Origin of the sequence: Streptomyces sp. NPDC049887, from assembly GCF_040656535.1 — a bacterium.
In the GTDB taxonomy this organism is placed as follows: domain Bacteria; phylum Actinomycetota; class Actinomycetes; order Streptomycetales; family Streptomycetaceae; genus Streptomyces.
The window spans coordinates 1-23425 of record NZ_JBFAMM010000003.1; the positions used below are offsets into that span (position 1 = coordinate 1).

Annotated in this window: 23 protein-coding genes and 1 riboswitch; of the genes, 5 read left to right on the top strand and 18 right to left on the bottom strand. The window is 73.2% G+C overall.

Annotation, left to right across the window (positions count from 1 at the left end):
* Positions 1–257: 257 nt before the first annotated feature.
* The 4 genes from fxsA to AB0J10_RS04165 form a co-directional block, all read right to left on the bottom strand.
* The gene (gene fxsA, locus AB0J10_RS04150) at positions 258–848 is read right to left on the bottom strand and encodes an FxsA family membrane protein (RefSeq protein WP_363057609.1); all 591 of its coding nucleotides are present in this window, start codon (positions 846–848) and stop codon (positions 258–260) included.
* A 139-nt stretch (positions 849–987) separates the two neighbouring features.
* Positions 988–1755, bottom strand: a complete 768-nt coding sequence (locus AB0J10_RS04155; protein ID WP_363057611.1) for a polyprenol monophosphomannose synthase — start codon at positions 1753–1755, stop codon at positions 988–990.
* 501 nt (positions 1756–2256) lie between these two features.
* Positions 2257–3879, bottom strand: a complete 1623-nt coding sequence (locus tag AB0J10_RS04160) for an amidohydrolase (protein WP_363057613.1) — start codon at positions 3877–3879, stop codon at positions 2257–2259.
* Between the two features lie 9 nt (positions 3880–3888).
* Positions 3889–4329 carry an Lrp/AsnC family transcriptional regulator gene (locus AB0J10_RS04165; protein ID WP_269731485.1) on the bottom strand — a complete coding sequence of 147 codons (441 nt, stop codon included), beginning with the start codon at positions 4327–4329 and terminating at the stop codon, positions 3889–3891.
* 203 nt (positions 4330–4532) lie between these two features.
* On the opposite strand from AB0J10_RS04165, the gene AB0J10_RS04170 reads away from it, so the two are divergent.
* Positions 4533–4937, top strand: a complete 405-nt coding sequence (locus AB0J10_RS04170; RefSeq protein ID WP_363057615.1) for a hypothetical protein — start codon at positions 4533–4535, stop codon at positions 4935–4937.
* A 269-nt stretch (positions 4938–5206) separates the two neighbouring features.
* Positions 5207–5455 (top strand): hypothetical protein, encoded by a 249-nt coding sequence (locus AB0J10_RS04175; RefSeq protein WP_363057617.1) that lies wholly within the window; start codon positions 5207–5209, stop codon positions 5453–5455.
* Here AB0J10_RS04175 and AB0J10_RS04180 read toward each other — a convergent pair.
* The 3 genes from AB0J10_RS04180 to AB0J10_RS04190 form a co-directional block, all read right to left on the bottom strand.
* Positions 5418–6590 (bottom strand): acyl-CoA dehydrogenase family protein, encoded by a 1173-nt coding sequence (locus tag AB0J10_RS04180; RefSeq protein WP_363057619.1) that lies wholly within the window; start codon positions 6588–6590, stop codon positions 5418–5420. The genes AB0J10_RS04175 and AB0J10_RS04180 overlap by 38 nt on opposite strands.
* Positions 6591–6960: 370 nt before the next feature.
* Positions 6961–7107: an SCO1431 family membrane protein gene (locus tag AB0J10_RS04185; RefSeq protein WP_363057621.1), complete on the bottom strand. Its 147-nt coding sequence runs from the start codon at positions 7105–7107 to the stop codon at positions 6961–6963.
* 156 nt (positions 7108–7263) lie between these two features.
* On the bottom strand, positions 7264–8619 hold the full coding sequence (locus AB0J10_RS04190) for a peptidase C39 family protein (protein WP_363057622.1): 1356 nt from the start codon (positions 8617–8619) through the stop codon (positions 7264–7266).
* Positions 8620–8791: 172 nt separating this feature from the next.
* Here AB0J10_RS04190 and AB0J10_RS04195 point away from each other — a divergent pair, with 172 nt between their 5' ends.
* Both AB0J10_RS04195 and AB0J10_RS04200 read left to right on the top strand, forming a co-directional pair.
* Complete coding sequence (locus AB0J10_RS04195) at positions 8792–9430, top strand: hypothetical protein (protein ID WP_363057624.1); 639 nt, start codon at positions 8792–8794, stop codon at positions 9428–9430.
* Positions 9431–9787: 357 nt separating this feature from the next.
* Complete coding sequence (locus tag AB0J10_RS04200) at positions 9788–11695, top strand: AAA family ATPase (RefSeq protein WP_363057626.1); 1908 nt, start codon at positions 9788–9790, stop codon at positions 11693–11695.
* Positions 11696–11785: 90 nt separating this feature from the next.
* On the opposite strand, the gene AB0J10_RS04205 is transcribed toward AB0J10_RS04200, so the two are convergent.
* The 11 genes from AB0J10_RS04205 to AB0J10_RS04255 form a co-directional block, all read right to left on the bottom strand.
* Positions 11786–12937 carry a hemolysin family protein gene (locus tag AB0J10_RS04205; protein ID WP_363057628.1) on the bottom strand — a complete coding sequence of 384 codons (1152 nt, stop codon included), beginning with the start codon at positions 12935–12937 and terminating at the stop codon, positions 11786–11788.
* Complete coding sequence (locus tag AB0J10_RS04210; protein ID WP_363057630.1) at positions 12934–14274, bottom strand: hemolysin family protein; 1341 nt, start codon at positions 14272–14274, stop codon at positions 12934–12936. The genes AB0J10_RS04205 and AB0J10_RS04210 overlap by 4 nt, the downstream gene beginning before the upstream one ends.
* A gap of 185 nt (positions 14275–14459) precedes the next feature.
* The gene (locus tag AB0J10_RS04215; protein ID WP_363057632.1) at positions 14460–14912 is read right to left on the bottom strand and encodes a PH domain-containing protein; all 453 of its coding nucleotides are present in this window, start codon (positions 14910–14912) and stop codon (positions 14460–14462) included.
* Positions 14913–14938: 26 nt separating this feature from the next.
* Positions 14939–15787: an ATP phosphoribosyltransferase gene (gene hisG / locus AB0J10_RS04220; protein ID WP_363057634.1), complete on the bottom strand. Its 849-nt coding sequence runs from the start codon at positions 15785–15787 to the stop codon at positions 14939–14941.
* 68 nt (positions 15788–15855) lie between these two features.
* On the bottom strand, positions 15856–16128 hold the full coding sequence (locus AB0J10_RS04225) for a phosphoribosyl-ATP diphosphatase (protein ID WP_363057636.1): 273 nt from the start codon (positions 16126–16128) through the stop codon (positions 15856–15858).
* Between the two features lie 33 nt (positions 16129–16161).
* Positions 16162–16647 (bottom strand): 6,7-dimethyl-8-ribityllumazine synthase, encoded by a 486-nt coding sequence (ribH, locus tag AB0J10_RS04230; protein WP_017949544.1) that lies wholly within the window; start codon positions 16645–16647, stop codon positions 16162–16164.
* A gap of 39 nt (positions 16648–16686) precedes the next feature.
* Positions 16687–18027: a bifunctional 3,4-dihydroxy-2-butanone-4-phosphate synthase/GTP cyclohydrolase II gene (locus AB0J10_RS04235; RefSeq protein ID WP_363057639.1), complete on the bottom strand. Its 1341-nt coding sequence runs from the start codon at positions 18025–18027 to the stop codon at positions 16687–16689.
* Complete coding sequence (locus tag AB0J10_RS04240) at positions 18024–18668, bottom strand: nicotinamide mononucleotide transporter family protein (RefSeq protein ID WP_363057641.1); 645 nt, start codon at positions 18666–18668, stop codon at positions 18024–18026. Before AB0J10_RS04240 ends, AB0J10_RS04235 begins: the two co-directional genes overlap by 4 nt.
* Positions 18665–19282 carry a riboflavin synthase gene (locus AB0J10_RS04245; RefSeq protein WP_363057643.1) on the bottom strand — a complete coding sequence of 206 codons (618 nt, stop codon included), beginning with the start codon at positions 19280–19282 and terminating at the stop codon, positions 18665–18667. Before AB0J10_RS04245 ends, AB0J10_RS04240 begins: the two co-directional genes overlap by 4 nt.
* A 2-nt stretch (positions 19283–19284) precedes the next feature.
* Positions 19285–20361, bottom strand: coding sequence for a bifunctional diaminohydroxyphosphoribosylaminopyrimidine deaminase/5-amino-6-(5-phosphoribosylamino)uracil reductase RibD (gene ribD, locus AB0J10_RS04250; RefSeq protein ID WP_363057645.1), 1077 nt, complete (start codon positions 20359–20361; stop codon positions 19285–19287).
* A 162-nt stretch (positions 20362–20523) separates the two neighbouring features.
* Positions 20524–20654: riboswitch (FMN riboswitch) on the bottom strand.
* 243 nt (positions 20655–20897) lie between these two features.
* Positions 20898–22064, bottom strand: a complete 1167-nt coding sequence (locus tag AB0J10_RS04255; protein WP_363057647.1) for an ROK family transcriptional regulator — start codon at positions 22062–22064, stop codon at positions 20898–20900.
* Between the two features lie 101 nt (positions 22065–22165).
* Between AB0J10_RS04255 and AB0J10_RS04260 the strand changes: the two genes are divergently transcribed.
* Positions 22166–23404 (top strand): MFS transporter, encoded by a 1239-nt coding sequence (locus tag AB0J10_RS04260; RefSeq protein WP_363057649.1) that lies wholly within the window; start codon positions 22166–22168, stop codon positions 23402–23404.
* Positions 23405–23425 lie beyond the last annotated feature (21 nt).

Sequence of the window (23425 nt, forward strand, 5' to 3'; positions counted from 1 at the left end):
GGCCCCCCCCGCCCCCGCCCCCCCGACCGCTGGCGCGCGGGGCCGCCCACCGGGTTGGGTGCGCCCCCCCCCGCGGCTCCTTCGTATGCGCTCCGGTACGCCGGTTGGCATGTGCTCCGGTACGCGGGGCACACGGCTCGGGCACGTGCCGGACGGCTCCGCGCGGCACGGCGGCGACGGCCCGGCACCCGGGACCCGGCGTGTTCCCTTCGGCGTTCGCGCACGGCCCCGGGGTCTCGGCCGTGCGGCGCCCGAGGCTACGACGACAGCGGCGGACGCGGCCCCGGCTCGGGTCGGGGTCCCGCGGGGGTTTCCTCGCGGATGACCTCACCCTGCACGATCTTTCCGTCCGGGCGGTGAATGCGGGCCTGCTGGAAGGCGTCACCGAGGGAACCGGGACCCCCCTGCCGCATCCTGCGCTCCAGCGACCGCTCCGCCCTCCGCCCGAGCGCCGTGCGGACCGCCGGCAGGAGCAGCAGGAGACCGGCCGCGTCCGATACCAGGCCGGGCAGCATGAGCAGCAGTCCGCCGAGCATCAGGAAGCCGTTCCCCGTGCTCCGTGCGTCCTCGGCGCCGGCCGTGCTCGCCGTGCCCGACTGCTGCCGCTGGATGGTCTCCGACAGATTGCGGAAGGCACGACGGCCGGCCCGTTTGATCACCACGGCACCGAGCACACCCCCGGCCACGAGCAGCGCGAAGACGGTGAACCCGCCCGCGGCGCCCGCCACGAGGGTCAGCAGCCAGATCTCCAGCACGAGCCAGGCGGCGATGCCGAGGGGAACGAAGGTGCGGGCGCGTGAGCGCCTGGGGGCCGTCGGTGTCGTCGGTGTCGTTGCGCCGGTCGTCATGCTCCCAGTGTGCCTGGGCCGCGGCAGGAGTGCCGTAAGGCCGGTCGGCAATCCGGCCGACGGGGTGGGAGCGCCGCGCCTGGGCCTGCCGGGCGGGAGCGGCGATCAGGAGCCCGGGCGCTCCTGCGGCCGGGACCCGTCAGAACGGCCTGCGGCCGATGATCTTGCCGGCCCGGGCGCCGACGCCCCAGGCGGTGACGCGCCACAGCGCCTCGACGACGATGTCGCGGCTCATCTTGGAGTCGCCCAGCTCGCGCTCGACGAAGGTGATCGGCACCTCCACCACGTGGAAGCCGGCCTCCACGGCCCGCCGGGCGAGGTCGACCTGGAAGCAGTAGCCCTGCGAGGCCACTCCGTCCAGCCCCAGCCCTTCGAGGGTCTCCCTGCGGAAGGCGCGGAAGCCGCCCGTGACGTCGCGGATCGGCACACCGAGCAGCAGCCGCGAGTAGGTGCTGCCCCCGCGCGAGAGGAACTCCCGGGACTTGGGCCAGTTCACGACGCGCCCGCCGGGCACCCACCGGGAGCCGAGCACCAGATCGGCACCCTTGAGCGCGGTGAGCAGCCTGGGCAGTTCCTCCGGCTGGTGGGAGCCGTCGGCGTCCATCTCGACCAGGACGCCGTAGCCGTTGTCGATGCCCCAGCGGAAGCCCGCGAGGTAGGCGGCTCCGAGGCCCTCCTTGCCCTTGCGGTGCAGTACGTGGATCTGGCTGTCCTCGGCCGAGAGCTCATCGGCGATCTTTCCCGTGCCGTCGGGGCTGTTGTCGTCGGCGACCAGGATGTCGGCCTCCGGCACGGCGGCACGCACCCGGGAGACGATCGGCTCGATGTTCTCCGCCTCGTTGTAGGTCGGAATGATCACCAAGGCTCTGCCGAGCGGGCCGTACCGCCGCTGACCGCCGTCGTTCATGCTGCCCCTTAACGTCCGTACGCAGGGACCCACCATAGCGAGCGCTGCCGGTGGGGTGACGACGGCACGGTGCGGGGCGGAGGGTGGGGCCCGGCGTCCTTCGGGCCGGCCTGGGAACCGCTGGCTGCGGGTCGACCGAGAGCCGTTGTCTACTGAACGCCGGGCCCCACCCGGGTCGCACCTTCCCCCGAGCTCGCAGGGGGGACCCCCACCGGCCGCGGTCTTCCCTCGCCCCGAGGCGCGGGCGCTGGACCTGGCTCCCAGTGGTGGAGAGCCGGTGCGGCGCTCCACCCCCTGGCCCAGCGGCGTTCGACGACTGCGTGGAAGCCGGCCGGTCGGACGTCCCGTGGTGGACCCGCCGAACCTACCGGCCGACGGGCGCACTCTGTCAACAGTCCTGCGATCTGCGGCGATTGACCGATTGGGCTGGTCAGCGACGAAGATCCGCAGGTCGCGGAGGAACCCGCACGGCGGCGGGCGCCGGGAGGACGCGTGCCGATGTCACTCGCCCGGCCGTACGTAGACCGTTTGTCCGAAGACCACGGTCCGCAGGCATTCCGGGAGCGTGTTGCCGGGGGTGAGATCGGGCAGGCCGGGCGTACCGGAACGGGGGTCGGTGGACCAGCGGGCGACCCGGTCGTCGGGCGCCTGGACGACGAGCTCACCGGTGCGCCAGACCGCGTAGTCCGCGGGGGCGCCGGGCACCAGCGTGCCCGCGTCGTCGCGTCCGACGGCGCGCCAGCCGCCGCGGGTGTGGGCGGTGAAGGCGGCGCGCACGGAGATCCGGTGCTCGGGCGTGCGGTGGAAGGCCGCGGCCCGCACGGTGCCCCACGGGTCGAGGGGGGTGACCGGGCTGTCCGAGCCGAAGGCCAGCGGGACCCCGGCGCGCAGCAGGGCGGCGTACGGGTTGAGGGTGCGGGCCCGCTCGACGCCCAGGCGCTGCGCGTACATACCGGTGTCGCCGCCCCAGGCCGCGTCGAACGCGGGCTGCACCGAGGCGGTCAGACCGAGCTCGGCGAACGCGGCGACCGTTTCGGGGGTGAGCATCTCGGCGTGTTCGACCCGGTGGCGGGCGGCCCGGATCCGGGCGAGCCCGAGGGCGTCCGCGGCGGACCTCACTCCCGCCACGACGTTGCCGATCGCATGGTCGCCGATGGCGTGGAAACCGGCCTGGAGCCCGACCTCGGTGCACGCGGTGACATGCGCGGCGACGGCGTCCGCGTCGAGATGGGCGGCACCGGCGTGCGGGGCGTCGGCGTACGGCTCGTGCAGGCAGGCGGTGTGCGAGCCGAGCGAGCCGTCGGCGAAAAGGTCTCCGGCCGCTCCGGCGGCACCGAGGGCGTGGGCCCGCTCCACGTCCGTGTCGGCCCAGTAGCCCACGACGCGCGGTCCCGGCTCGTCGGCCGCCGCCTTCAGCAGCCCCGTGAAGTCGTCCTCGGAGGAGATGTCGGGCCCGCCGCACTCGTGGACGGTGCCGATACCGAGGGACGTGGCGTGCCGCAGCGCAGCACGCTGGGCCTCGGCCCGTTGCCCGGGCGAGACCGATGCGTACGCGGCCGCCCGGACGGCGTGGTGCGCCTCGCCGGTGAGCGGCTCGCCGTCGCGGAAGCCGTCCCTGCCGCGGACCCCGGGCACGAGGTCGAGCATCGCGGTGGTGACCAGCGCGGAGTGGACGTCGATGCGGGTGAGGTACAGCGGCCGGCCCCCGGTGAGCCCGTCCAGCTCCGCACGGCTGAGCGGCCGCCGCTCGGGCCAGCGCGAGGCGTCCCAGCCGTGTCCGATGAGGACGCGGTCGGCGGGCCTGGAGCCGGCGTACGCCCGGATGCGTTCCGCCGCCTCGGCGAGCGAGGCGGCGGACGAGAGGTCGAGGCCGGTGAGGGCCAGGCCCGTGGCCGTCGTGTGCACATGCGCGTCCACGAAGGCCGGGGTGACGAGGGCGCCCTCGAGGTCGATCACCTCGTCCACCCCCGGGGCGAAGGCGTCCGCGGCCCCTTCGGAGCCCACCCAGGCGATGTGCCCGCGTTCGACGACCATCGCGGTGGCGAAGGGGTCGGCGGGGCTGTGGACTTCCCCACCGCGCAGCAGCACGGTGCGGTGTTCGGCCGGGGTCGCGCTCTCACTCATGGGAACAGCCTAGATTCGCGGCGGCCGTGCCTCGTACGGGGTGGAGAGCACCACCGTCGTGCGTGTGGAGACACCGGCCAGGGAGCGGATCTGCCCCAGCAGTTCCTCCAGCTCCAGTGGGGTGCCGACCCGGACCTTGAGGATGTAGTTCTCGTCGCCTGCGACGCTGTGGCAGGCCTCGATCTCGGGTACGCCGGCCAGCCGCTCGGCGATGTCGTCGGGGGCACTGGGGTCGAACGGTTTCACCGAGATGAACGCGGTGAGGGGCAGTCCGACCTCCTCGGGGTCGACGACGGCGGCGTACCCCCGGATGACGCCCCGCTGCTCGAGCCGGCGCACGCGCTGGTGCACCGCCGAGGTGGACAGGCCCGTGGCCTTGCCCAGGTCGGTGTAGCTCATGCGCCCGTCCCTGACGAGCAACTCGACGATCTGACGATCCAGCTCCTCCATGCACGTCAACCTATTGCCCCGGGCGCCCTCCGGCACAGTCGGCCGCCCCCTGGGAGGGCACCTGCGGCAGGCATGTGACGAACACCACAGGTATGGGGCCGGGTCCGCCCCGGCCGTGCGGTTACCCCGGGTGCCGGGAGGGAAGTGCTTGCTGTGGTCGAGGCCGCAAGCGCCTGGTCGGCCCACCCGAGGGGGAGATTCACATGCAGAGCCTGAAGCGCACCGGACGTCATGAATCGGAGCCTGCTGGTTCCGCCGTTTCCCAGGAGGACGACGAGCTCGACTCCTACGAGACCTTCGAGATGTACCGGGTCGTCTGCCCGGACTGCGCGCAGCCGATCGCGCTGCTCGCGGACGAGCACGTGCTCCCCGAGCACGCACTGTGCCCGACGCCGTGGAACCCGTTCGTGCTCTCGGTGTGCGCCGGGACGGGCCGGGCGGCGGCGGAGGCCCGCCCCGCGGACGACACGCTCGAGGTCCAGGAACAGGACACGGCACTGCTGTTGACGCTCCCTCAGGAACTGGACTGGCGGACGCAGCCCTTCTCGCACGTCGGCGGCCCGGGCTCGCGGCCCCTGAGGGTGCCCCCGATGAGGCGCGCCGCCTGAGCGGCGGCTCCGCCCACCCGGATTCCCCGGCCCCACGACGGCGCGCCGCCGAGGCGCGGACATCTTCCTGCAGCCGAAGCGCATTTGACGGAATGTCACGCCCGGGTCGTGCGACGGTCGTCCGCGGGCACGTGGATCCTCCCCTCGCGGCTCGTTCGTGCCGAAGGTCACCCGGCCGGGCCGTGCCCGCACGCCCCGGTGAGGGGGCGAACCGGTGCTCGAACGACATCGAGGGTGACTCCGTGCGCCCGGACGCCGTTGGGACGGGCATGACCGCGCAGCACCCCAAGGGCGGCCAGGGCCGCCGCCGGCTGATGACGCCGCGTCGAGAAGAATCGGTTCCGCATACGCCCGACCCGCCGATCTACCGCGATCTGCTGCACCGCTGGGCCAGCGCCGGACGGACCCTGCCGGGCCGCCGTGACCAGGAGTGGAACAGGCTCACGGCGGCACCGGTGTGGAGCGGGCGGACCGGCTGGGTCAGCGGGACTCTGGCCCAGCGAGGTGACGGGCGATGACCATCCGCTGGATCTGGTTGGTGCCCTCGACGATCTGCAGCACCTTGGCCTCACGCATCAACCGCTCCACCGGGAAGTCCGCGGTGTAGCCGTAGCCGCCGAGGATCTGCACGGCGTCGACGGCGACCTGCATCGCGGTGTCCGTGCAGAACAGCTTGGCCATCGCCGCCTCCTTCGAGAACGGCAGGCCCCGGTCGCGCAGCCGTGCGGCGGCGAGGTACAGCGCACGGCCGGCTTCGACCTTCGTGGCCATGTCCGCGAGCATGAATCGCAGTCCCTGGAAGTCGGCGATGGGGCGGCCGAACTGCTTCCTGCCGGTGGCGTAGGCGAGGGACTCGTCGAGTGCGGCCTGGGCGACGCCGATCGCACAGGCGGCGATGCCGAGGCGTCCCGAGTCGAGCGCCGAGAGCGCGATCGCGAAGCCCTGCCCTTCGTCACCGATCCGGCGGGCGTCGGAGACGCGTACGCCGTCGAAGTGGAGCTGGGCGGTGGGCGAGCCCTTCATGCCCATCTTCTTCTCGGGCGCCGCCGCGCTCAGCCCCTCCGCGTCGCCCGGCACGAGGAACGCCGAGATGCCGCGAGCGCCCTCGCCGCCGGTGCGGGCCAGCACGGTGTAGAAGTCGGCGACCCCGCCGTGGGTGATCCAGGCCTTGGTCCCGCTGATGACCCAGTCGTCGCCGGCGCGCTCGGCCTTCGTGCGCAGGGAGGCCGCGTCCGAACCCGACGACGGCTCGGAGAGGCAGTAGGCTCCGAGCAGCCCGCCGCCGAGCATCGCGGGGAGGTGTTCTCCGCGCTGCTCCTTGGTCCCGTAACCGGCGAGCGCGTGGCAGGCGAGGGAGTGGACGCTGACGCCCAGGCCCACGGTGAGGCGGGCCGCGGCCAGTTCCTCGAGGACCTGCAGGTAGACCTCGTACGGCTGGTCGCCACCGCCGTACTCGGAGTCGTAGGGGAGGCCGAGCAGTCCCGACTCGGAGAGCAGGGAGAACAGTTCGCGCGGGAAGCGGCCCGCTTCCTCCTCCTCGGCCGCGCGTGGAGCGATCTCCCGCTGGACGATCTCTCGGACCAGGGTGATCAGATCCCTGGCCTCCTCGGTGGGCAGTGTGCGGTCCACCGGCTGCGGGGCGCGGTCGGGCATGGCGGCGCTCTCCTCCCTGTCGGGCGCTGCGGCGGTCGCACGCGAAGGGTTGGGCGGCGCCGCCGGATGTCACTGGTGCGCCGATGCTGCCCTCCCGGATCACGGAAGTGGCTGACCAGCGGCTGTGGCGGCTTGAGTATGCCCCATCGGACGCCGTCCGTCACTGGCGGAATTCACGCCGTGGGGCCCGGGCGGGCGAGGGCCCACCGCGTCGCACCCCCGCTCACCCGTTGCAGCGACGTTCCGCAGCGGCACGGCCACCGGACCCGTCCCGGGGCACCCCGAGGACTCCGCGGCCGACCGGCTCGGCGGCAAGGGGGCGGGCAGGGGAGCCGGTCGGGTTCCCTGCCCTCACACGCGCGTACGACCGTCAGAGGAGCCCTGCCCTGGTGACGAGCATCGCCAGGACGACCACGAGCACCCATCCCAGGATGTGCTCGACGATCTTGGGGCCGTCGTCCTCGGGGCCTCCGGTGCGGGCCCGTGCGACGGTGGGGTTGGCGGTGGTCGTGGTCATGGCAGCTCGCTCGGTCGTCCTCGTGGTTCCGGTCGCCCCCCGGCGGCCCGGCCGCGCCCTCACGGAGGTGCGGGGGACCTGCCCCGAACACAGTGCCCGCCGCGCCGCCCGCCGGCAGTGACACCGGTCACGGCCCGCCGGCGCGGCGGAGGCGCGTCAGGCGACGCCGAGAGCGGCGAGGGCCTTGCGCTGGGCGGCCGTCGGGCGTTCGGGCCAGAAGAGGTAGCAGACGCCCCCTGTGCCGGACGCCACTTTCCCGCTCGCGTTGTACCGCTTGGTGCGGAGCCAGATCGTCTCCCACTCCGCCCGCCGGTACACCCGGCGCACTGCCTCGTTGCTGGGCGAGGCGGGGTCGTTCGCGATCACGTCCCCGCCGGCGGTGAAGCCGATCACGGTCATCAGATGGCCGGAGGTGCCGTAGCCCGCGCCGGTCAGCTCCTCCTTCAGGAAGGACTGGGAGGTGATCACCGGGATGCCCGCACCGATCAGCGTCTCGAGGCTGCCGAGCGACTCCAGCCTGGTGACCACGGCGTTCATCTCGCGGTACGTGGCCGCGTAGGCGGCGTTGAACGGCCAGTTCCCGCAGCCCTCGTACTGGTGGTCGTAGGTGTGGCGGGCCGCGTGGCAGACCTGGGGGTCGGCGAAGTCCGGGTCGACCCAGGCCAGCTCCCCGGCCGTCGGCCTGCGACCCCAGTACTCGACGACCATCTGCGAGGACGTGGGGCTGCACCAGGCCTCGCCGCCGTTGTCGTACTCGGGGTACTGACCGATGTGGGTGTTCTGCGAATAACGCGGCACCACCAGTTCGCCGGCGACCCGGGGCGCGGAGGCCGGCACGGTGAAGCGGTCCGGAACGTCCGAGGCCATGGCACCGACGCGCCACACGGTCGGGGTGAGGGCCGTCCCCGGCCTGCGGTAGAGGGTCAGCCGGAGCCGGTAGGAGACCAGCCGCAGCCCGCTCGCCGGGTCGCTCAACGAGAAGGTGTCGGTCCAGATGCCGCCCCTGCCGTCGGTCTGGCCGTCGACGGAGGTGCGCAGGATGTCCCCGTCGCCGGCCGCCCAGCGGCCCATGACGAACCACGGGGTCGTGCTGCCGTCGCTGTAGGTGCCGGACAGTTCCGTCTGCAGCCAGGTCCCGGCCGGGGTGCGGGCGTTCCAGGAGGCGATGACCTCGGTGGCGGCCACCCGGGGGCGGTGCACCGGCGAGGTCCACCGCGCGTAGTCCCAGGCCGTGGTGCGGCCGGTGTGTGGGTCGGTGTACCGCGTGCGGCCCGCCGGGGCGCCGATCACCAGTCCCGGGCGGCTGCCCGCGACGGCGCGGGTGCCCGCGCCCTCGCCGCTGCGCCAGTCCGTGTACGAATTCCAGAAGCGGTTGTCCACGAGTGGACGGGGGCCCGCGGCGGGCACCGGAACTCCGGCGGCGGCGGCCGCAGCGGAGGTCAGGGCGCTTCCCCCGGCCGCGGCCGCGAGTGCCGCGGTGAGTACGGATCTGCGCGAGGCAGGCGTGGTCATGGGACCTCCGGAGCGGTCTCGGGGGGTGCGTCGGTGGGCCAACTATCGCGGTTCCGGAGCGACTTCTGCCAGTGACTCGCACGGCGCCACCCCGACCAATATTGGTCTCGACCAGTGGCATGACCTGCGACGGCCCGACGGTCGGCCCGCGCACCCCCTTAGGGTGATCCCCATGAGCCGCCCCGTGTCCCTCGAACGCGCCGCCGCGGGCCTGCGCGCGCTGCCGCCGTCCTGCGGCCCGGTGCGGCTGATCGCGGTCGACGGCCACGCGGGCTCCGGCAAGAGCACATTCGCCGCCGGGCTCGCGGAGGCACTCGGTGGGGCGCCGGTGCTGCGCCTCGACGACATCGCCACCCACGACGAACTCTTCTCCTGGACCGGCCGCCTGGTCGACCAGGTGATCGGTCCGTGGTCGCGGGGCGAGAGCGGGCTGTATCACCCGTACGACTGGAATCTCCGCCGCTTCGGGGCGCCGCGCGCCCTGCCCGCGGCGCCGGTCGTCCTGGTCGAGGGCGTGGGCGCGGGCCGCCGGGCGCTGCGGCCCCGTCTGGCGTGCCTGCTGTGGATGGAGCGGGGCCCGCAGGAGTCGTGGATCCGCGGACGGCGCCGCGACGGCCCGGAGCTCTCCGGCTTCTGGGACGACTGGACCGCGGCGGAGAGCCGCCATTTCGCGGACGACCCCTCGCGCCCGTTCGCCGACACCCTGGTACGCGAGTTGCCCGAGGGGTACGAGTGGCTGCCAGGGCCAGGCGCGACAGCAGGAGCGATCCACTCCCTCACGGAACGTGACCACCTCCGGCCGCCGTACTGAGCAGTCGGAAATCCACCCTGCCGGGTGCCCCAACTCTGCTTGACCCAGGGCCCTTACAGGTCTTACGTTCTCAATGTGCGGCTTTTCGGAGCCGCCCGGACGCGAAGCCCCCGGTTGTTCCCCCGTGATCGGGGGCTTCGTTCTGCCCCTCGGCACATTCCCCGGCACTCCTTGGGCGGTCCACGCTCACCCAGGGTCACCCTGCGCCTCTGCTCGTGCGCCCTTAATCAGCCGCCCCCCGCGCAGGTACGATGCACCCCGGTGCGGTCAATTCCCGTCCGCGACACGGTGGTTCGGCACGCTCCGCCGGGCGTCCGCCCGGTGGGACAGCACGGGGGCAGGTATGTGGGGGACCCGATGGACATCGGCACGCAGGGCTCACCGGCCCCGGCCGACCTCGCCTGGGTGCGCGGCGTCGACGCCTACACCATGGGCGCGTACCCGCAGGCCGAGGAGGAGTTCAGGAGCGCGGTGCGGCTCGACCCCGGGATGGCGGACGGCTGGCTCGGACTGCACGCCCTTCGCGTGGACACCACCACCGCGCTGCTGAGGATGTACCGGAACCGGGAGCGTTTCGGCGAGCAGCGTGGCCGCCACCGCCGCACGCTGAACTCCTGGTACTGGCTCGGCTGGTGGGTGCAGCCCGTGCTGGAGAGCCCGCGCGACCTCCTGCTCGCGCACGCCTCGCACTGGCTGGACGGACGCCATGTGCCCGAGCTGGACCGCGCGCTCGCGGGGCTGCCGCCGGTCGACGCCGACCCCCAGGTCCGCTTTCTGCACGCCTGCCGCGCCTACCTGGTCAAGGACTGGGACCAGCTGGTGCGGCACACCGAACCGCTCGTGGACGATCCGCTGCTCGGGATCGAGGCCGGCCTGTTCGCCGGCATGGCGCGGGTGCGGCTGGAGATGTACGGGCAGGCGGAGCCGTTGCTGTCCGCGGCGCTGATGCGCTGCCGCAGCGAGCAGCCCCAGCGCAAGGAACTCCGCTACTGGCTCGCCCGGGCCCATGAGGGCACCGGTCGAAGCGCTGCAGCGCTGCCGCTGTACCGGGCCGTGCACCGGGTGGACCCGGCCTTCATGGACACCTCGGCCCGGCTCACCGCGATCGCGGACTACGACGGCATCGACGGGACGGACGAGGCCGCCGGCCTGGCCACCGTTTCGCTGGCGGGCGCGGGAGCGGGTGCGGGGCAGGACGGCGCGGACGCCCAGCCGGCCGAGCCCGAGACGCCCTTCGTCCCCGAACCGCGCTACGGGAGCGAGCCCCAGCCCCCGCTCGGGCCCCCGGCCGCCGCGGGCCCGGCCGACCGGGCGCGGGAGAAGTCCGGGGCCCCGCGGCGGTCGGCGCCGCCGTTCCCGTCCGGGCCGACCGATCCGGTGCTGCTCGCCGAGGCGCTCGCGGAGCTTGAGCGGATGGTGGGCCTGGAGCCGGTGAAACGCCAGGTGAAGGCCCTCTCCGCACAGCTGCACATGGCCCGGCTGCGGGCCGGGCAGGGCCTCCCCGTCCAGCCCCCGAAGCGGCACTTCGTGTTCTCCGGCCCGTCCGGCACCGGCAAGACGACCGTGGCCCGCATCCTGGGTCGGGTCTTCTACGCGCTCGGGCTGCTGGGCGGCGACCATCTGGTGGAGGCGCAGCGCTCCGACCTGGTCGGGGAGTTCCTGGGCCAGACCGCGGTGAAGGCCAATGAGCTGATCGACTCCGCGCTCGGCGGCGTGCTGTTCGTGGACGAGGCGTACGCACTCTCCAACACCGGCTACAGCAAGGGCGACGCCTACGGGGACGAGGCACTGCAGGTACTGCTGAAGCGGGCCGAGGACAACCGGGACCACCTGGTGGTCATCCTCGCCGGCTATCCGGAGGGCATGGACCGGCTGCTCGCCACCAACCCAGGGCTGTCCTCGCGGTTCACCACCCGGGTCGACTTCCCCTCGTACCGGCCGCTGGAGCTGACGGCGATCGGCCAGGTGCTCGCGGCGGCCAACGGCGATCTGTGGGACGAGGAGGCGCTGGACGAGCTGCGGTCGATCAGCGGCCATGTGGTGGACCAGAGCTGGATCGACGAGCTGGGCAACGGCCGCTTCCTGCGCACGCTCTACGAGAAGAGCTGTGCCTACCGGGACCTGCGCCTCTCGGGGTACGCGGGTACGCCGACGCGCGAGGACCTGGCGACGCTGCGGCTGCCCGATCTGATGCAGGCGTACGGGGAGGTGCTCTCGGGCCGCGGCCCCCGGGACCGCGGCCCCCAGGACCCCACCGGACCGTGAACCCTCCGGGTCACGCGTCCGGAACGGCCCGCGACCGGGGGCACCGTCGTGCCTCCGGTCGCGTCCGCCCGGGAGGACGGGGTCCCGGCGTCACACTCCGCTCGGGCTCGGCTGCTGGGAACGCACATCCTGCTGGTGCGGCGGATCCGTCCGCAGGCCGCCCCGCACGACCGTCGCGTGGGAGCCCCGGACGGACGCGGCAGGCGGCACCGGACGGTGGGCCGGGTCGCGCACCTCGCCCACCAGCATCTCGAGGACGTCCTCCAGGGCGACGAGGCCCAGGACCCGTCCCGACGCGTCGGCGACCTGAGCCAGATGCGTGGCCGCGCGGCGCATCACGGTGAGAGCGTCGTCGAGCGGCAGTTCCGACCGCAGCATGGCCATGGGGCGCCAGATGTGCTGCGGCACGGCCCGCTCGCCGTCCTCCAGGTCCAGGACGTCCTTGACGTGGAGGTAGCCCATGAACCTCCCGCTGCCCTCGCCGCGTACCGGGAAGCGGGAGTAGCCCGTGCGGACGGTCAGCTCCTCGATCTGCCTGGGCGTCACCGAGGGCGGCACCGTGACCAGGGTCGACCGGGCGATCAGGACGTCCGTCACGGGGCGGCTGCCCAGCTCCAGGGCGTCCCCGAGACGCTCCTGCTCCTCCGGGTCGAGCAGTCCGGCCTGACCGGCGTCCTCGACCAGCTGGCCCAACTGGTCGCTGGTGAAGACCGCCTCGACCTCGTCCTTCGGCTCGACCCCGAACAGCTTCAGCACCAGCCGGGAACAGGCGCCGAGCGCCACGGTCACCGGGCGGCACAGCCGGGCGAAGCCGACCAGCGCGGGACTGAGCCAGAGCGCGGTCCGCTCAGGGGCGGCCATCGCCAGGTTCTTCGGCAGCATCTCGCCGACGACGAGGTGCAGGAAGACCACGACGGCGAGGGCGATCACATAACCGAGGGGGTGGACCAGCGCGTCGGGCACCCGCAGGGCGTGGAACACCGGCTCCAGCAGGTGCGCCACGGTCGGCTCGGCGACCGCGCCCAGGGTCAGCGAGCAGACGGTGATACCGAACTGGGCCGCCGCCATCATCTGCGGCAGGTTCTCGAGCCCGTGCAGTACCTGCCGGGCCCGGGAGGAGCCCTGGGCGGCGAGCGGTTCCACCTGGCTGCGGCGCACCGACACGAGCGCGAACTCCGCGCCGACGAAGAAGCCGTTCGCGAGCACCAGCAGCAACGCGAACAGCAGCTGGAGAACGCTCATCGGGCGGCCTCCGCCATGGCCTTGGCGTCCGCCGTGCGGACGAGCCTGACCCGCTCGGCGCGGTAGCGGTCGACCTGGCGGACCGAGAGCCGCCAGCCGGGCAGCTCCGCCCGGTCGCCGGGCGCCGGGATCCGGCCGAGGAGGTCGGCGACCAGACCTGCGACGGTCTCGTACGGGCCGTCGGGCACGTCGAGGCCTATCCGCCGCAGGGTGAGGACGCGGCAGCTGCCGTCGGCCTCCCAGGCCGGGCTGCCGTCCTCGGGCGGGGCCGGGGCCAGTTCGGGCACGCCGTCGGCCTCCGCGTCGTGCTCGTCGAGGACCTCGCCGACGATCTCCTCGACGATGTCCTCCAGGGTGACGACGCCGGCGGTGCCGCCGTACTCGTCGACGACCACGGCGATGGGCTGTTCGCTGCGCAGCCGCCCGAGCAGCTGCCGCACCGGCAGGGTCTCGGGCACGAGCAGCGGGGGCACGGCGACACGGCCGACCGGGGTGCGCAGCCGCGCGTGCGCCGGCACCGCCAGGGCGTTCTTGAGATGGACCATGCCGACGATCTCGTCGATGCGGTCCCGGTAGACGGGGAACCGGGAGAGACCGGTGGCCCGGGTCAGATTGAGGACGTCCGCCGCGGTCGCGTCGGACTGCAGGGCGCTCATCTTCACCCGCGGGGTCATCACGTGCTGGGCGGTGAGCCCGCTGAGCGACAGGGTCCGGACGAAGAGGTCCGCCGTGTCCTCCTCGAGGGCTCCGGCGCGCGCCGAGTGACGGGCGAGGGAGACCAGTTCACCGGGCGTACGGGCGGAGGCCAGCTCCTCGGCGGGCTCCACGCCGAACGCCCGTACGAGACGGTTGGCCACGGCGTTGAGCAGGGCGATCACGGGCCGGAACACCGCCGAGAAGCGGTGCTGCGGGCCGGCCACGAACCGGGCGACCTGCAGCGGCCGCGACACGGCCCAGTTCTTCGGGACGAGTTCGCCGACCACCATCTGGACGGCGGAGGCGAGCAGCATGCCGATCACGACGGCGACGCCGGGTACGGCCCCGTCGGGGATCCCCGCCGCTGCGAGCGGGCCGCCGAGCAGCCGGGCGAGCGCGGGCTCGGCCAGCATGCCGACGACGAGGGAGGTGATGGTGATGCCGAGCTGGGTCCCGGACAGCTGGAACGACAGCTCACGCAGGGCCCGGACGACGGTCCCGGCGCGGCGGTCGCCCTCGGCGGCGGCGCGTTCGGCGTCCGCGCGCTCCACGGTGACCAGGCCGAACTCGGCGGCCACGAAGAACCCGTTGGCGAGGATGAGCAGGAATGCCGCGAAGAGCAGCAGTAGCGGGATGATCATGCCGCCGCCTCCTGGGAGGGGGCGGCGCAGGTACTACCGGACGATCCGTCCATTGCCGGAGAGGGTCACTCCTCGGGTCGCAGGGGTGCCTCACGGGCCGTGGCCGGCCCACAGGTGTGAGGCGGAGGCGCACTCGGCGCCTCCGGGTAAAGAGTAATCACGAGTCCGCCCGGAGGGGCAGGGGCTCAGCGGACGTCCGTGCCGGTCCCTCGCGATTCGGCGAGCAGCCGCAGCGCCCGGGCGTCGCGGATGGCGTGGTGGCGGGCGATTCCGGGCTGGATCCCGAGGACCGGGAGGCTGGTTCCGTCACTCAGATCGAGGAACACCCAGGGGTCACCCGGACGGAGGTTGACACGGAGGATCTCCGCCCAGTCGAGCCGGCGGGTCCGGGTCAGGTTCACGACCGTGACGCCCCGTTCGTCGGCGACGACCTTGGGGCGGCTGAGCAGCGCCAGCACGGCGAAGAACAGCACCGCGGTCAGGACGAAGCTGATCCGCTCCCCCGGGCCTAGCTTCTCCAGCGCGACGGCGACCGCGGTGATCACGGCGAACATCACGGCCCCGACGGACAGCAGCACCGCCCGCGTGCGGGTGGGCCGGAAGGTCACCGGAAGCGTGGGCAGCTCCTGTTGGTCCATGGACATACTCCGTGCCGTTCCGGTCCTCAGAGGCGGCAGGCGTGGATCGCCGTCGTCAGGATCGCGCGCGCACCCAGGTCGTAGAGGTCGTCCATGATCCGCTGCGCCTCCTTGGCCGGGACCATCGCGCGGACGGCGACCCAGCCCTCGTGGTGGAGCGGGGAGACGGTCGGCGACTCCAGGCCGGGAGTGAGGGCGACGGCCTTCTCCAGGTGCTCGACCCGGCAGTCGTAGTCCATCATCACGTAGGAGCGGGCGACCAGGACGCCCTGGAGGCGGCGGAGGAACTGCTGCACCTTGGGGTCGTCGGCCTCGGCGCCGGTGCGGCGGATCACGACGGCCTCGGAGGTGAGGATCGGCTCGCCGATGACGGCGAGGCCGGCGTTGCGCAGGCTCGTGCCGGTCTCCACGACGTCGGCGATGACCTGGGCGACGCCCAGCTCGATCGCGGTCTCCACGGCTCCGTCGAGGTGGACGACGGACGCGTCGATGCCGTTGTCCGCGAGGTGCTTGGCGACGATGCCCTCGTACGAGGTGGCGATCGTCAGACCACCGAACTCCTCGACGCCGGAGGCCGTTCCGGGCTTGGTTGCGTAGCGGAACGTGGAGCGGGCGAAGCCGAGCTGGAGGATCTCCTCGGCGTTGGCACCCGAGTCGAGGAGCAGGTCCCGCCCGGTGATGCCGATGTCGAGACGGCCCGAGCTGACGTAGATCGCGATGTCGCGCGGACGGAGGTAGAAGAACTCGACCTCGTTCTCGGGGTCGACGAGCACGAGTTCCTTGGAGTCCTTGCGCTGGAGGTAGCCCGCCTCATGGAGCATCTCCCCCGCAGGTCCGGAGAGTGAACCCTTGTTGGGGACGGCGATGCGCAGCATGAGACGGGCTTCCTTCGGGTGCGTAGGTGCTTGCGTGGAGAGTGTTCGGGTGTACGGGACGAGTGTGCTCAGAGATGGGCGTAGACGTCGTCGAGGCTGATCCCGCGCGCGACCATCATCACCTGGACGTGGTACAGCAGCTGCGAGATCTCCTCGGCGGCGGCTTCCTTGCCCTCGTACTCGGCGGCCATCCACACTTCGGCGGCCTCCTCGACGACCTTCTTGCCGATGGCATGGACGCCCTTGTCCACCAGCTCGGCGGTGCGGGAGGTCGCGGGGTCGCCGTTGGCGGCCTTGTGCTGGAGCTCGTCGAAGAGCTCCTCGAACGTCTTCTTGGACATGGTGGTCCCACCCTACGCGGAAGTGGGCTCTCGTCAGCGCCAGGGTTCGGATACTGAACGCAGCGTCGCCGCGGTGGCCACCGCGGCGGTGACCGCCTCGTGCCCCTTGTCCTCGCTCGAGCCCTCCAGACCGGCCCGGTCGAGCGCCTGCTCCTCCGTGTCGCAGGTGAGCACGCCGAAGCCGACGGGGACGCCGGTGTCGACCGAGACCTGGGTCAGGCCCTGAGTGACGCCCTGGCACACGTAGTCGAAGTGGGGCGTGCCACCCCGGATCACGACGCCGAGCGCCACGACGGCGTCGTAGCCCCGTCCGGCCAGCACCTTGGCGACGACGGGGAGCTCGAAGCTGCCGGGGACCCGCAGCAGGGTCGGCTCGTCGATGCCCAGCTCGTGCAGGGCGCGCAGGGCGCCGTCGACGAGTCCGTCCATGATCTTCTCGTGCCACTGGGCCGCGATGACGGCCACGCGGAGGTCTCCGCAGTTGCGTACGGAAAGTTCGGGTGCGCCCTTGCCGCTCACGTGTCTCCTCGTTCCTGTTCCTACTGGTTGCCGCAGGTCTTACTGGTTGCCGCAGGTCGACGCCGTCACGGAGTCGAGCCAGGGCAGGTCGTGCCCCATGCGGTCGCGCTTGGTGCGCAGGTACCGCAGGTTGTGCTCGCCCGCCTGGACGGGCATGGCCACCCGGTCGACGACCTTCAGCCCGTGCCGCACCAGGGCGGTGGTCTTGTCGGGGTTGTTGGTCATCAGCCGCAGACTGCGCACGCCGAGGTCGTCCAGGATCCGGGCGCCGGCGGCGTAGTCGCGGGCGTCGGCGGGCAGCCCGAGCTCGAGATTGGCGTCCAGCGTGTCACGGCCCCGTTCCTGCAGCTCGTACGCGCGGAGCTTGGAGAGCAGTCCGATGCCCCGGCCCTCGTGACCGCGGAGGTAGACGACCACACCGCGGCCCTGCTCGGTGATGCGCTCCATGGACTCCCGCAGCTGGGGGCCGCAGTCGCAGCGCAGCGAGTGGAAGATGTCGCCGGTCAGGCACTCGGAGTGGACCCGGACCAGGACGTCCTCGCCGTCGCCGATGTCGCCGTGGACGAGCGCGATGTGCTCGACGCCGTCGACGGTGGACCGGTAGCCGTAGGCCGTGAACGCGCCGTGCGCGGTGGGCAGGTCGACCTCGGCCTCGCGGCGGACGGTCGGCTCCGCGCTGCGGCGGTAGGCGATCAGGTCCTCGATGGAGATGATCGTGAGTCCGTGCTTGCGGGCGAACGGCACCAGCTCGGGCAGCCGCAGCATCACCCCGTCCTCGCCCGCGATCTCGACGATCGCCCCGGCGGGACGCAGACCGGCGAGCCGGGCGAGGTCCACGGCGGCCTCGGTGTGGCCCGGGCGCGCCAGGACCCCGCCGGGCCGGGCGCGCAGGGGGAAGACGTGGCCGGGGCGGACGAAGTCGGCCGCGTCGGCCGTGCCGCCCGCCAGCAGCCGCAGGGTGGTGGCACGGTCGGCGGCCGAGATGCCGGTGGTCACGCCGTGCGCGGGCCCGGCGTCGACGGAGACGGTGAAGGCCGTGCTCATCGACTCGGTGTTGTGCGCCACCATCTGGGGCAGCTCGAGCCGCTCCAGCTCCTCGCTCTCCATGGGGGCGCAGATCAGTCCGCGGCACTCGCTCATCATGAAGGCGACGATCTCCGGGGTGGCCTTCTCGGCGGCGATGACGAGGTCGCCCTCGTTCTCGCGGTCCTCGTCGTCGACGACCACGACGGGCCGGCCGGCGGCGATGTCGCGAACCGCCTGCTGGACGGGGTCGAGGCGGAGGTCCTCCTCGCCGCCGTCGGCCGGGAACCAGGGCGCCGGGGCGACGGGACCCGCCGCGTCCGGCAGGGCGGTGGTGGTAGACGGGCGGACGCTCATGCTGCCGCTCCTTCCAGAGCAGTGGTCGTACGGGACCGGAGCCACCAGTCGCGCAGGCCCCACAGGACGAGCGCGCCGTAGATGACGTAGACGAAACCGGAGAAGGCGTAGCCGTTGGCGAAGTTCAGCGGCACGCCGACGAGGTCGACCAGGAGCCAGGCGAACCAGAACTCGACCATGCCGCGGGCCTGGGCGTACATGGCGACGAGCGTGCCGACGAAGATGTAGGCGTCCGGCCAGGGGTCCCACGACAGCGTGGGGTAGGCCGTGAAGAGCAGGGCGACGGCGACGGTACCGAGGGCGGCCACGGCCAGCATGAGGGCGCGCTCGGGCCAGGTGGCGAAGCGGACGGCGATGGAGCCGTCCTGGGCCTGCCCCCGGCCCCGGGTCCACTGCCACCAGCCCCATCCGGCCACGGCCATCACCACGACCTGCTTGCCGGCGCTGCCGGTCAGATGCGGGGCGAACGCGGCGAAGAGGATGAGTCCGGACAGGAACTGGGCGGGCCAGGTCCATATGGAGCGGCGCCAGCCGAGCGCGAGGGCGATCAGCCCGATCACGTTGCCGGTCATGTCGGACCACTTGATGTGCTGTCCGAAGGCGGTGAACGCCTCGGAGTTCAGCCAGTCGACGGCGCTCACTCGGCGGTCCCCCCGGCGCTGTCGGAGCGGGCGCCGAGCATCCGCTCGACGTACTTGGCGACGATGTCGACCTCGAGGTTGACCGGGTCGCCGGGCTGCTTGGTGCCGAGCGTGGTCAGCGCGAGGGTGGTGGGGATCAGACTGACGGTGAAGTGGTCCCGGCCCGCGTCGACGACGGTGAGGCTGACGCCGTCGACCGTGATGGAGCCCTTCTCCACGACGTAGCGGGAGAGCTCGGCCGGGAGGGAGACCTTGACGATCTCCCAGTGCTCGGACGGGGTGCGTTCGACGATCGTGCCCGTGCCGTCGACGTGGCCCTGAACGATGTGCCCGCCGAAACGTCCGTCGGCGACCATGGGCCGCTCCAGGTTGACCCGGGAGCCGGCGTCCAGGGCGCCGAGGCCGGAGCGCTTCAGCGTCTCGGCCATCACATCGGCGGTGAACTCGCCGTCGGCGGTCTCCACGACAGTGAGGCAGACCCCGTTGACGGCGATGGAGTCGCCGTGCTTGGCCCCCTCGGTGACGACGGGTCCGCGCACTCGAAAGCGGGAGGCGTCGCCGAGGTCCTCCACGGCGGTGACCTCGCCCAGCTCTTCGACGATTCCGGTGAACACTGTCAGGCTCCCTTGGGGATGGTCGCGGTGATGCGCAGGTCGGGGCCGAGACGCACGGTCTCGGCCACGTCGAGCCGCAACGCCTCGGTGATGGTGGTGATTCCGGCGCCCGCGAGGGCCGCGGGGCCGTCGCCGAGGAGTACGGGCGCGAGGTAGCAGACGACTCGGTCGACGCCGCCCGCGGCGACGAAGGATCCGGCGAGCGTGGGGCCGCCTTCGAGGAGCACGGAGCGGACGCCGCGCGCGTACAGCGCTTCGAGGAGGGCGGGGACGGACAGGCCGCTGCCGTCCCGGGGCAGCCGCAGCACGCCGGGGAGCGCTGTCTCGGCGTCCTCGGCGACGGCGACCAGGGTGGGCGCGGCGTCGTCGAGGACCCGGGCGCCCGGCTGCACGGCCCGGGCATCGGTGTCGAGGACGACCCGCAGCGGCTGGGTGGCGCCGTCGATGCCGCGGACCGCGAGGTGCGGGTCGTCGGCCCGGGCCGTGCCGGAGCCGACGACCACGGCGTCGGCCTCGGCGCGCAGCCTGTGGACGTCGGCGCGGGACTCGGCCGAGGTGATCCAGCGGCTGGTCCCGTCGGCGGCGGCGATCCGGCCGTCGAGGGTGGCGGCGTACTTCCACACGACGTAGGGGCGGCGCAGCCGCACCGCGGTGAGCCAGGCGGTGTTGCCTGCCTCCGCCTCCTCCTCGAGAAGGCCCTGCTCGACCCGGACGCCGGCCGCGCGCAGGGTGTCGGCCCCTCCGGTGGCCTGCGGATTCGGGTCGGCGACCGCGTACACGACACGGGCGATCCCGGCCTCGATCAGGGCCTGGGCACAGGGGCCGGTGCGGCCGGTGTGGTTGCAGGGCTCGAGGGTGACGTACGCGGTGCCGCCGCGGGCGTGCCCGCCCGCTTCCCCGAGGGCGTGGATCTCCGCGTGGGGTCCGCCGGCGCGCTGGTGGAAGCCCTCGCCGATCCGGCGCCCGGACGCGTCGGTGACGACGCACCCGACGACCGGGTTGGGGCTGGTGGAGCCGAGACCGCGAGCGGCGAGCGCGACGGCTCGGCGCATGGCGTGCGTGTCGGCTGCGGTGGCCACCGGGTCCTCCTGCCTCTTCGGGCACGGACTCCGGGGCTGTCGATGTCGACAGAGAAGCGGAGCGACACTTCGGGAGCACCGGCGTCAACGGTTCCGACCGTCCTCGAACTGTGCTTCGAGGACGATCAGCCGCCACGACCGGCGGACCGCCGGAGCCGCCCGCCGCGCACTGCCTCCCATCCGGACTTTCACCGTCGGTCCAGGAATTTCACCTGGTCAACCGGCCGCTGGCTGCGGACGGGTCGCGGACTGTAACCGCCGGTTCGGAATTGCACCGACCCCGGAGTGCGCTGCTGCTGATACAGGCCCAGTGTGCCATGGGCACCCGCGGGCCATGCGGGTGAGTCTCTGTGTGCTGGCTCACACGGACCCTCGACCCGGGATGGTCCGCCGCCGGACCCTCGGGCCCTCTGCGCCCGCTCGCCTTCCGGTATCCCTGTTCGACGGCCCGCGCACGCACCGCGGCCGTCGGGCGTACGGCCCGCGGGTGTACCGCCGAGGCGGCGGCAGAGCGACGCCCGCGGACACGCGAATCCTCAGGGCGCCGGCGCGAAGATCTCGGCCTGGGCCGCGTCCCGGGCCGCGAGCAGGGCACCCCGCAGCACGGCCGCACCGCCCAGCTCCGTCGGCCGGATGCCCGTGCGCAGCGGCGACAGGGCCGCCAGGCGCGCCTCCACCCGCCCGGCGAGGGCCGCCCCGCCGGCGTACCCGATCTCCCCGCCGAGGACCACGCAGCCGGGGTCGAGCACGGCGGCGACCGCGGCGGCCCCCACCGCCAACTGCCCGGCGAGCGCGTCGAGGAAGTCGTCGCCCCGCCCGCCGGGGCACTCCCCCTCCGCCGCGGCCCGCACCGCCTCCTCGGCTTCCGCGTCGATGCCGTGCTGCACGGCGAGTTCCCGGACGGCGGCCGCGGCGGCCAGGGCGTGGAACCCGGCTTCGCAGCCCGTCGCGGACGGCAGTCCGCCGGTGCCGGGCACCGGCAGGAAGCCGATCTCGCCCGCGCCGCCCGACGCCCCCCGCCGCAGTGCTCCGCCGAGCACGACGGCCGCGCCGACGCCCTGGCCGAGCCAGAGCAGCACGAAGTCGTCCAGGCCGCGGGCGGACCCCAGGCGTTGTTCGGCGACGGCAGCGAGATTGGTCTCGTTCTCCACGAGCACGGTCGCCGGGAGCCGTTGCTGGAGGGCGCCGACGAGTCTGCGGTGCCAGGCGGGCAGCTTGCCGGAGTTCCGCAGTTCCCCCGTGACCGGGTCGATCAGCCCGGGCGCGCCGATGCCGACGCTGTGCAGACGCCGGACGCCGGCCTCGTGGGCAGTGCTCTCCAGCAGGCCCACGGCCCGCTCGACGGCCGGTTCCGTGCCGGTGTCGCTGCCGATGGGCAGCGTCGCCTCGGCCAGTGTGGCGCCCACCAGGTCCGCGACCACGACGGAGAGGCCCTGGGTGCGGACGTCGAGGGCCGCGAGGTGGGCCCGGTCGGCGGCGATCCCGTACAGCCGGGCGTTGGGCCCGCGGCGCTGCTCGCCGGCCTCTCCCACGACCCGGATCAGCCCCGACACCTGCAGCCGTTCCACCAGGTCCGCGACGGAGGGCCGGGAGAGCCCGGTGAGCGTCTTCAGCTGACCTGCCGTCAACGGGCCCTCCTGCTGCAGCAGTCGCAGCGCGAGCCGGTCGTTGATGGCCCGGGCGGTGCTCGGGGATGCGGGCATGCCGGAATCCTTCCAGATCCCTGCCCCACTGCAGGGTATTTATCAGGCAGGGTTCCTGATAGTTTACGCGCAGACCACGATTCCCGGGGAGGACGGCGCCGATGCCGACAGAGGTGGCCCACGACAAGCGACGGCTCACCAGGGCGCGCGTTGCCGTGGCCGCCGTGTTCTGTGTGCACGGCGCCGTGACGGGCAGCTTCGCCACCCGCATCCCGTGGATCCAGGACCACGCGGGCGTCAGCGCGGGACAACTGGGCCTCGCACTCGCCTTCCCCGCCATCGGCGCGTCCCTCGCGATGCCCCTCGCGGGCGCCGTCAGCCATCGCTTCGGGGCTCGCACCGCGCTGCGCGGGCTGCTCGCGCTCTGGACGCTGTCCCTGGCGCTCCCGGCACTGTCCCCCGACGTGTACGCCCTGTGCGCCGCGCTGTTCGTCTACGGCGCCACCGCGGGGATGTCCGACGTCGCCATGAACGCCCTGGGGGTCGAGGTCGAGAACCGTCTGGACCGCTCGATCATGTCCGGGCTGCACGGCATGTGGAGCGTCGGCGCACTCCTCGGCTCCGCCGCGGGCACGGTGGCCGCGCACCTCGGCAGCGACGCACGGCTCCACCACCTGCTCGCGTCCGCCGCCCTGACGGCGGCCGGACTGCTGGCCTGCCGGGGAGTGCTCGACCTGCGCGGGCCCGCGGACGAGGAGCCGCCCCCGCGGTTCGCGCTGCCGCCGAAGTCCGCGGTGGTCATCGGCGCGATCGGGTTCTGCGGGGTGTTCGCCGAGGGTGCGAGCCTGGACTGGTCCGCGGTGTACCTGAGGGATGTGCTGGGCACCTCGGCCGGGCTCGCCGCCGCGTCCACGACGGCGTTCGCGCTGACCATGGCGGTGGCACGGCTGGCCGGCGACCGGGTCGTGGACCGGTTCGGCCCGGTCCGCACGGTCCGCGTCGGCGGGGTGCTGGCGACGGCCGGAGGCGTGCTGGTGGTCCTGGCACCCCACCCGGCGGCCGCGATGGCGGGGTTCGGCTGCATCGGGCTCGGTATCGCCGTGGTGGTGCCGCTGGCGTTCGCGGCGGCGGGGCGCAGCGGGACGAACCCCAGCCAGTCGATCGCGGGGGTGGCGACGATCACGTACACGTCCGGCTTGATCGCCCCCTCGGCGATCGGTGGGATCGCCGATCTGACCTCGCTGGTCGTGTCGTTCGGGCTGGTGACGGCGCTCGCGTTCGGGCTCGTACTGGGGGCGGGAGTGCTGCGGGGCAGCGTCCGGGGGCCGGCGCCGGCCGCGCCGGGCGCCTCCGGAACCCAGGCCCCCGCTCCGGCACCGGCACCGGATCTCCCGGCGTAGTGCGGGGGTTGCGCCACGGAG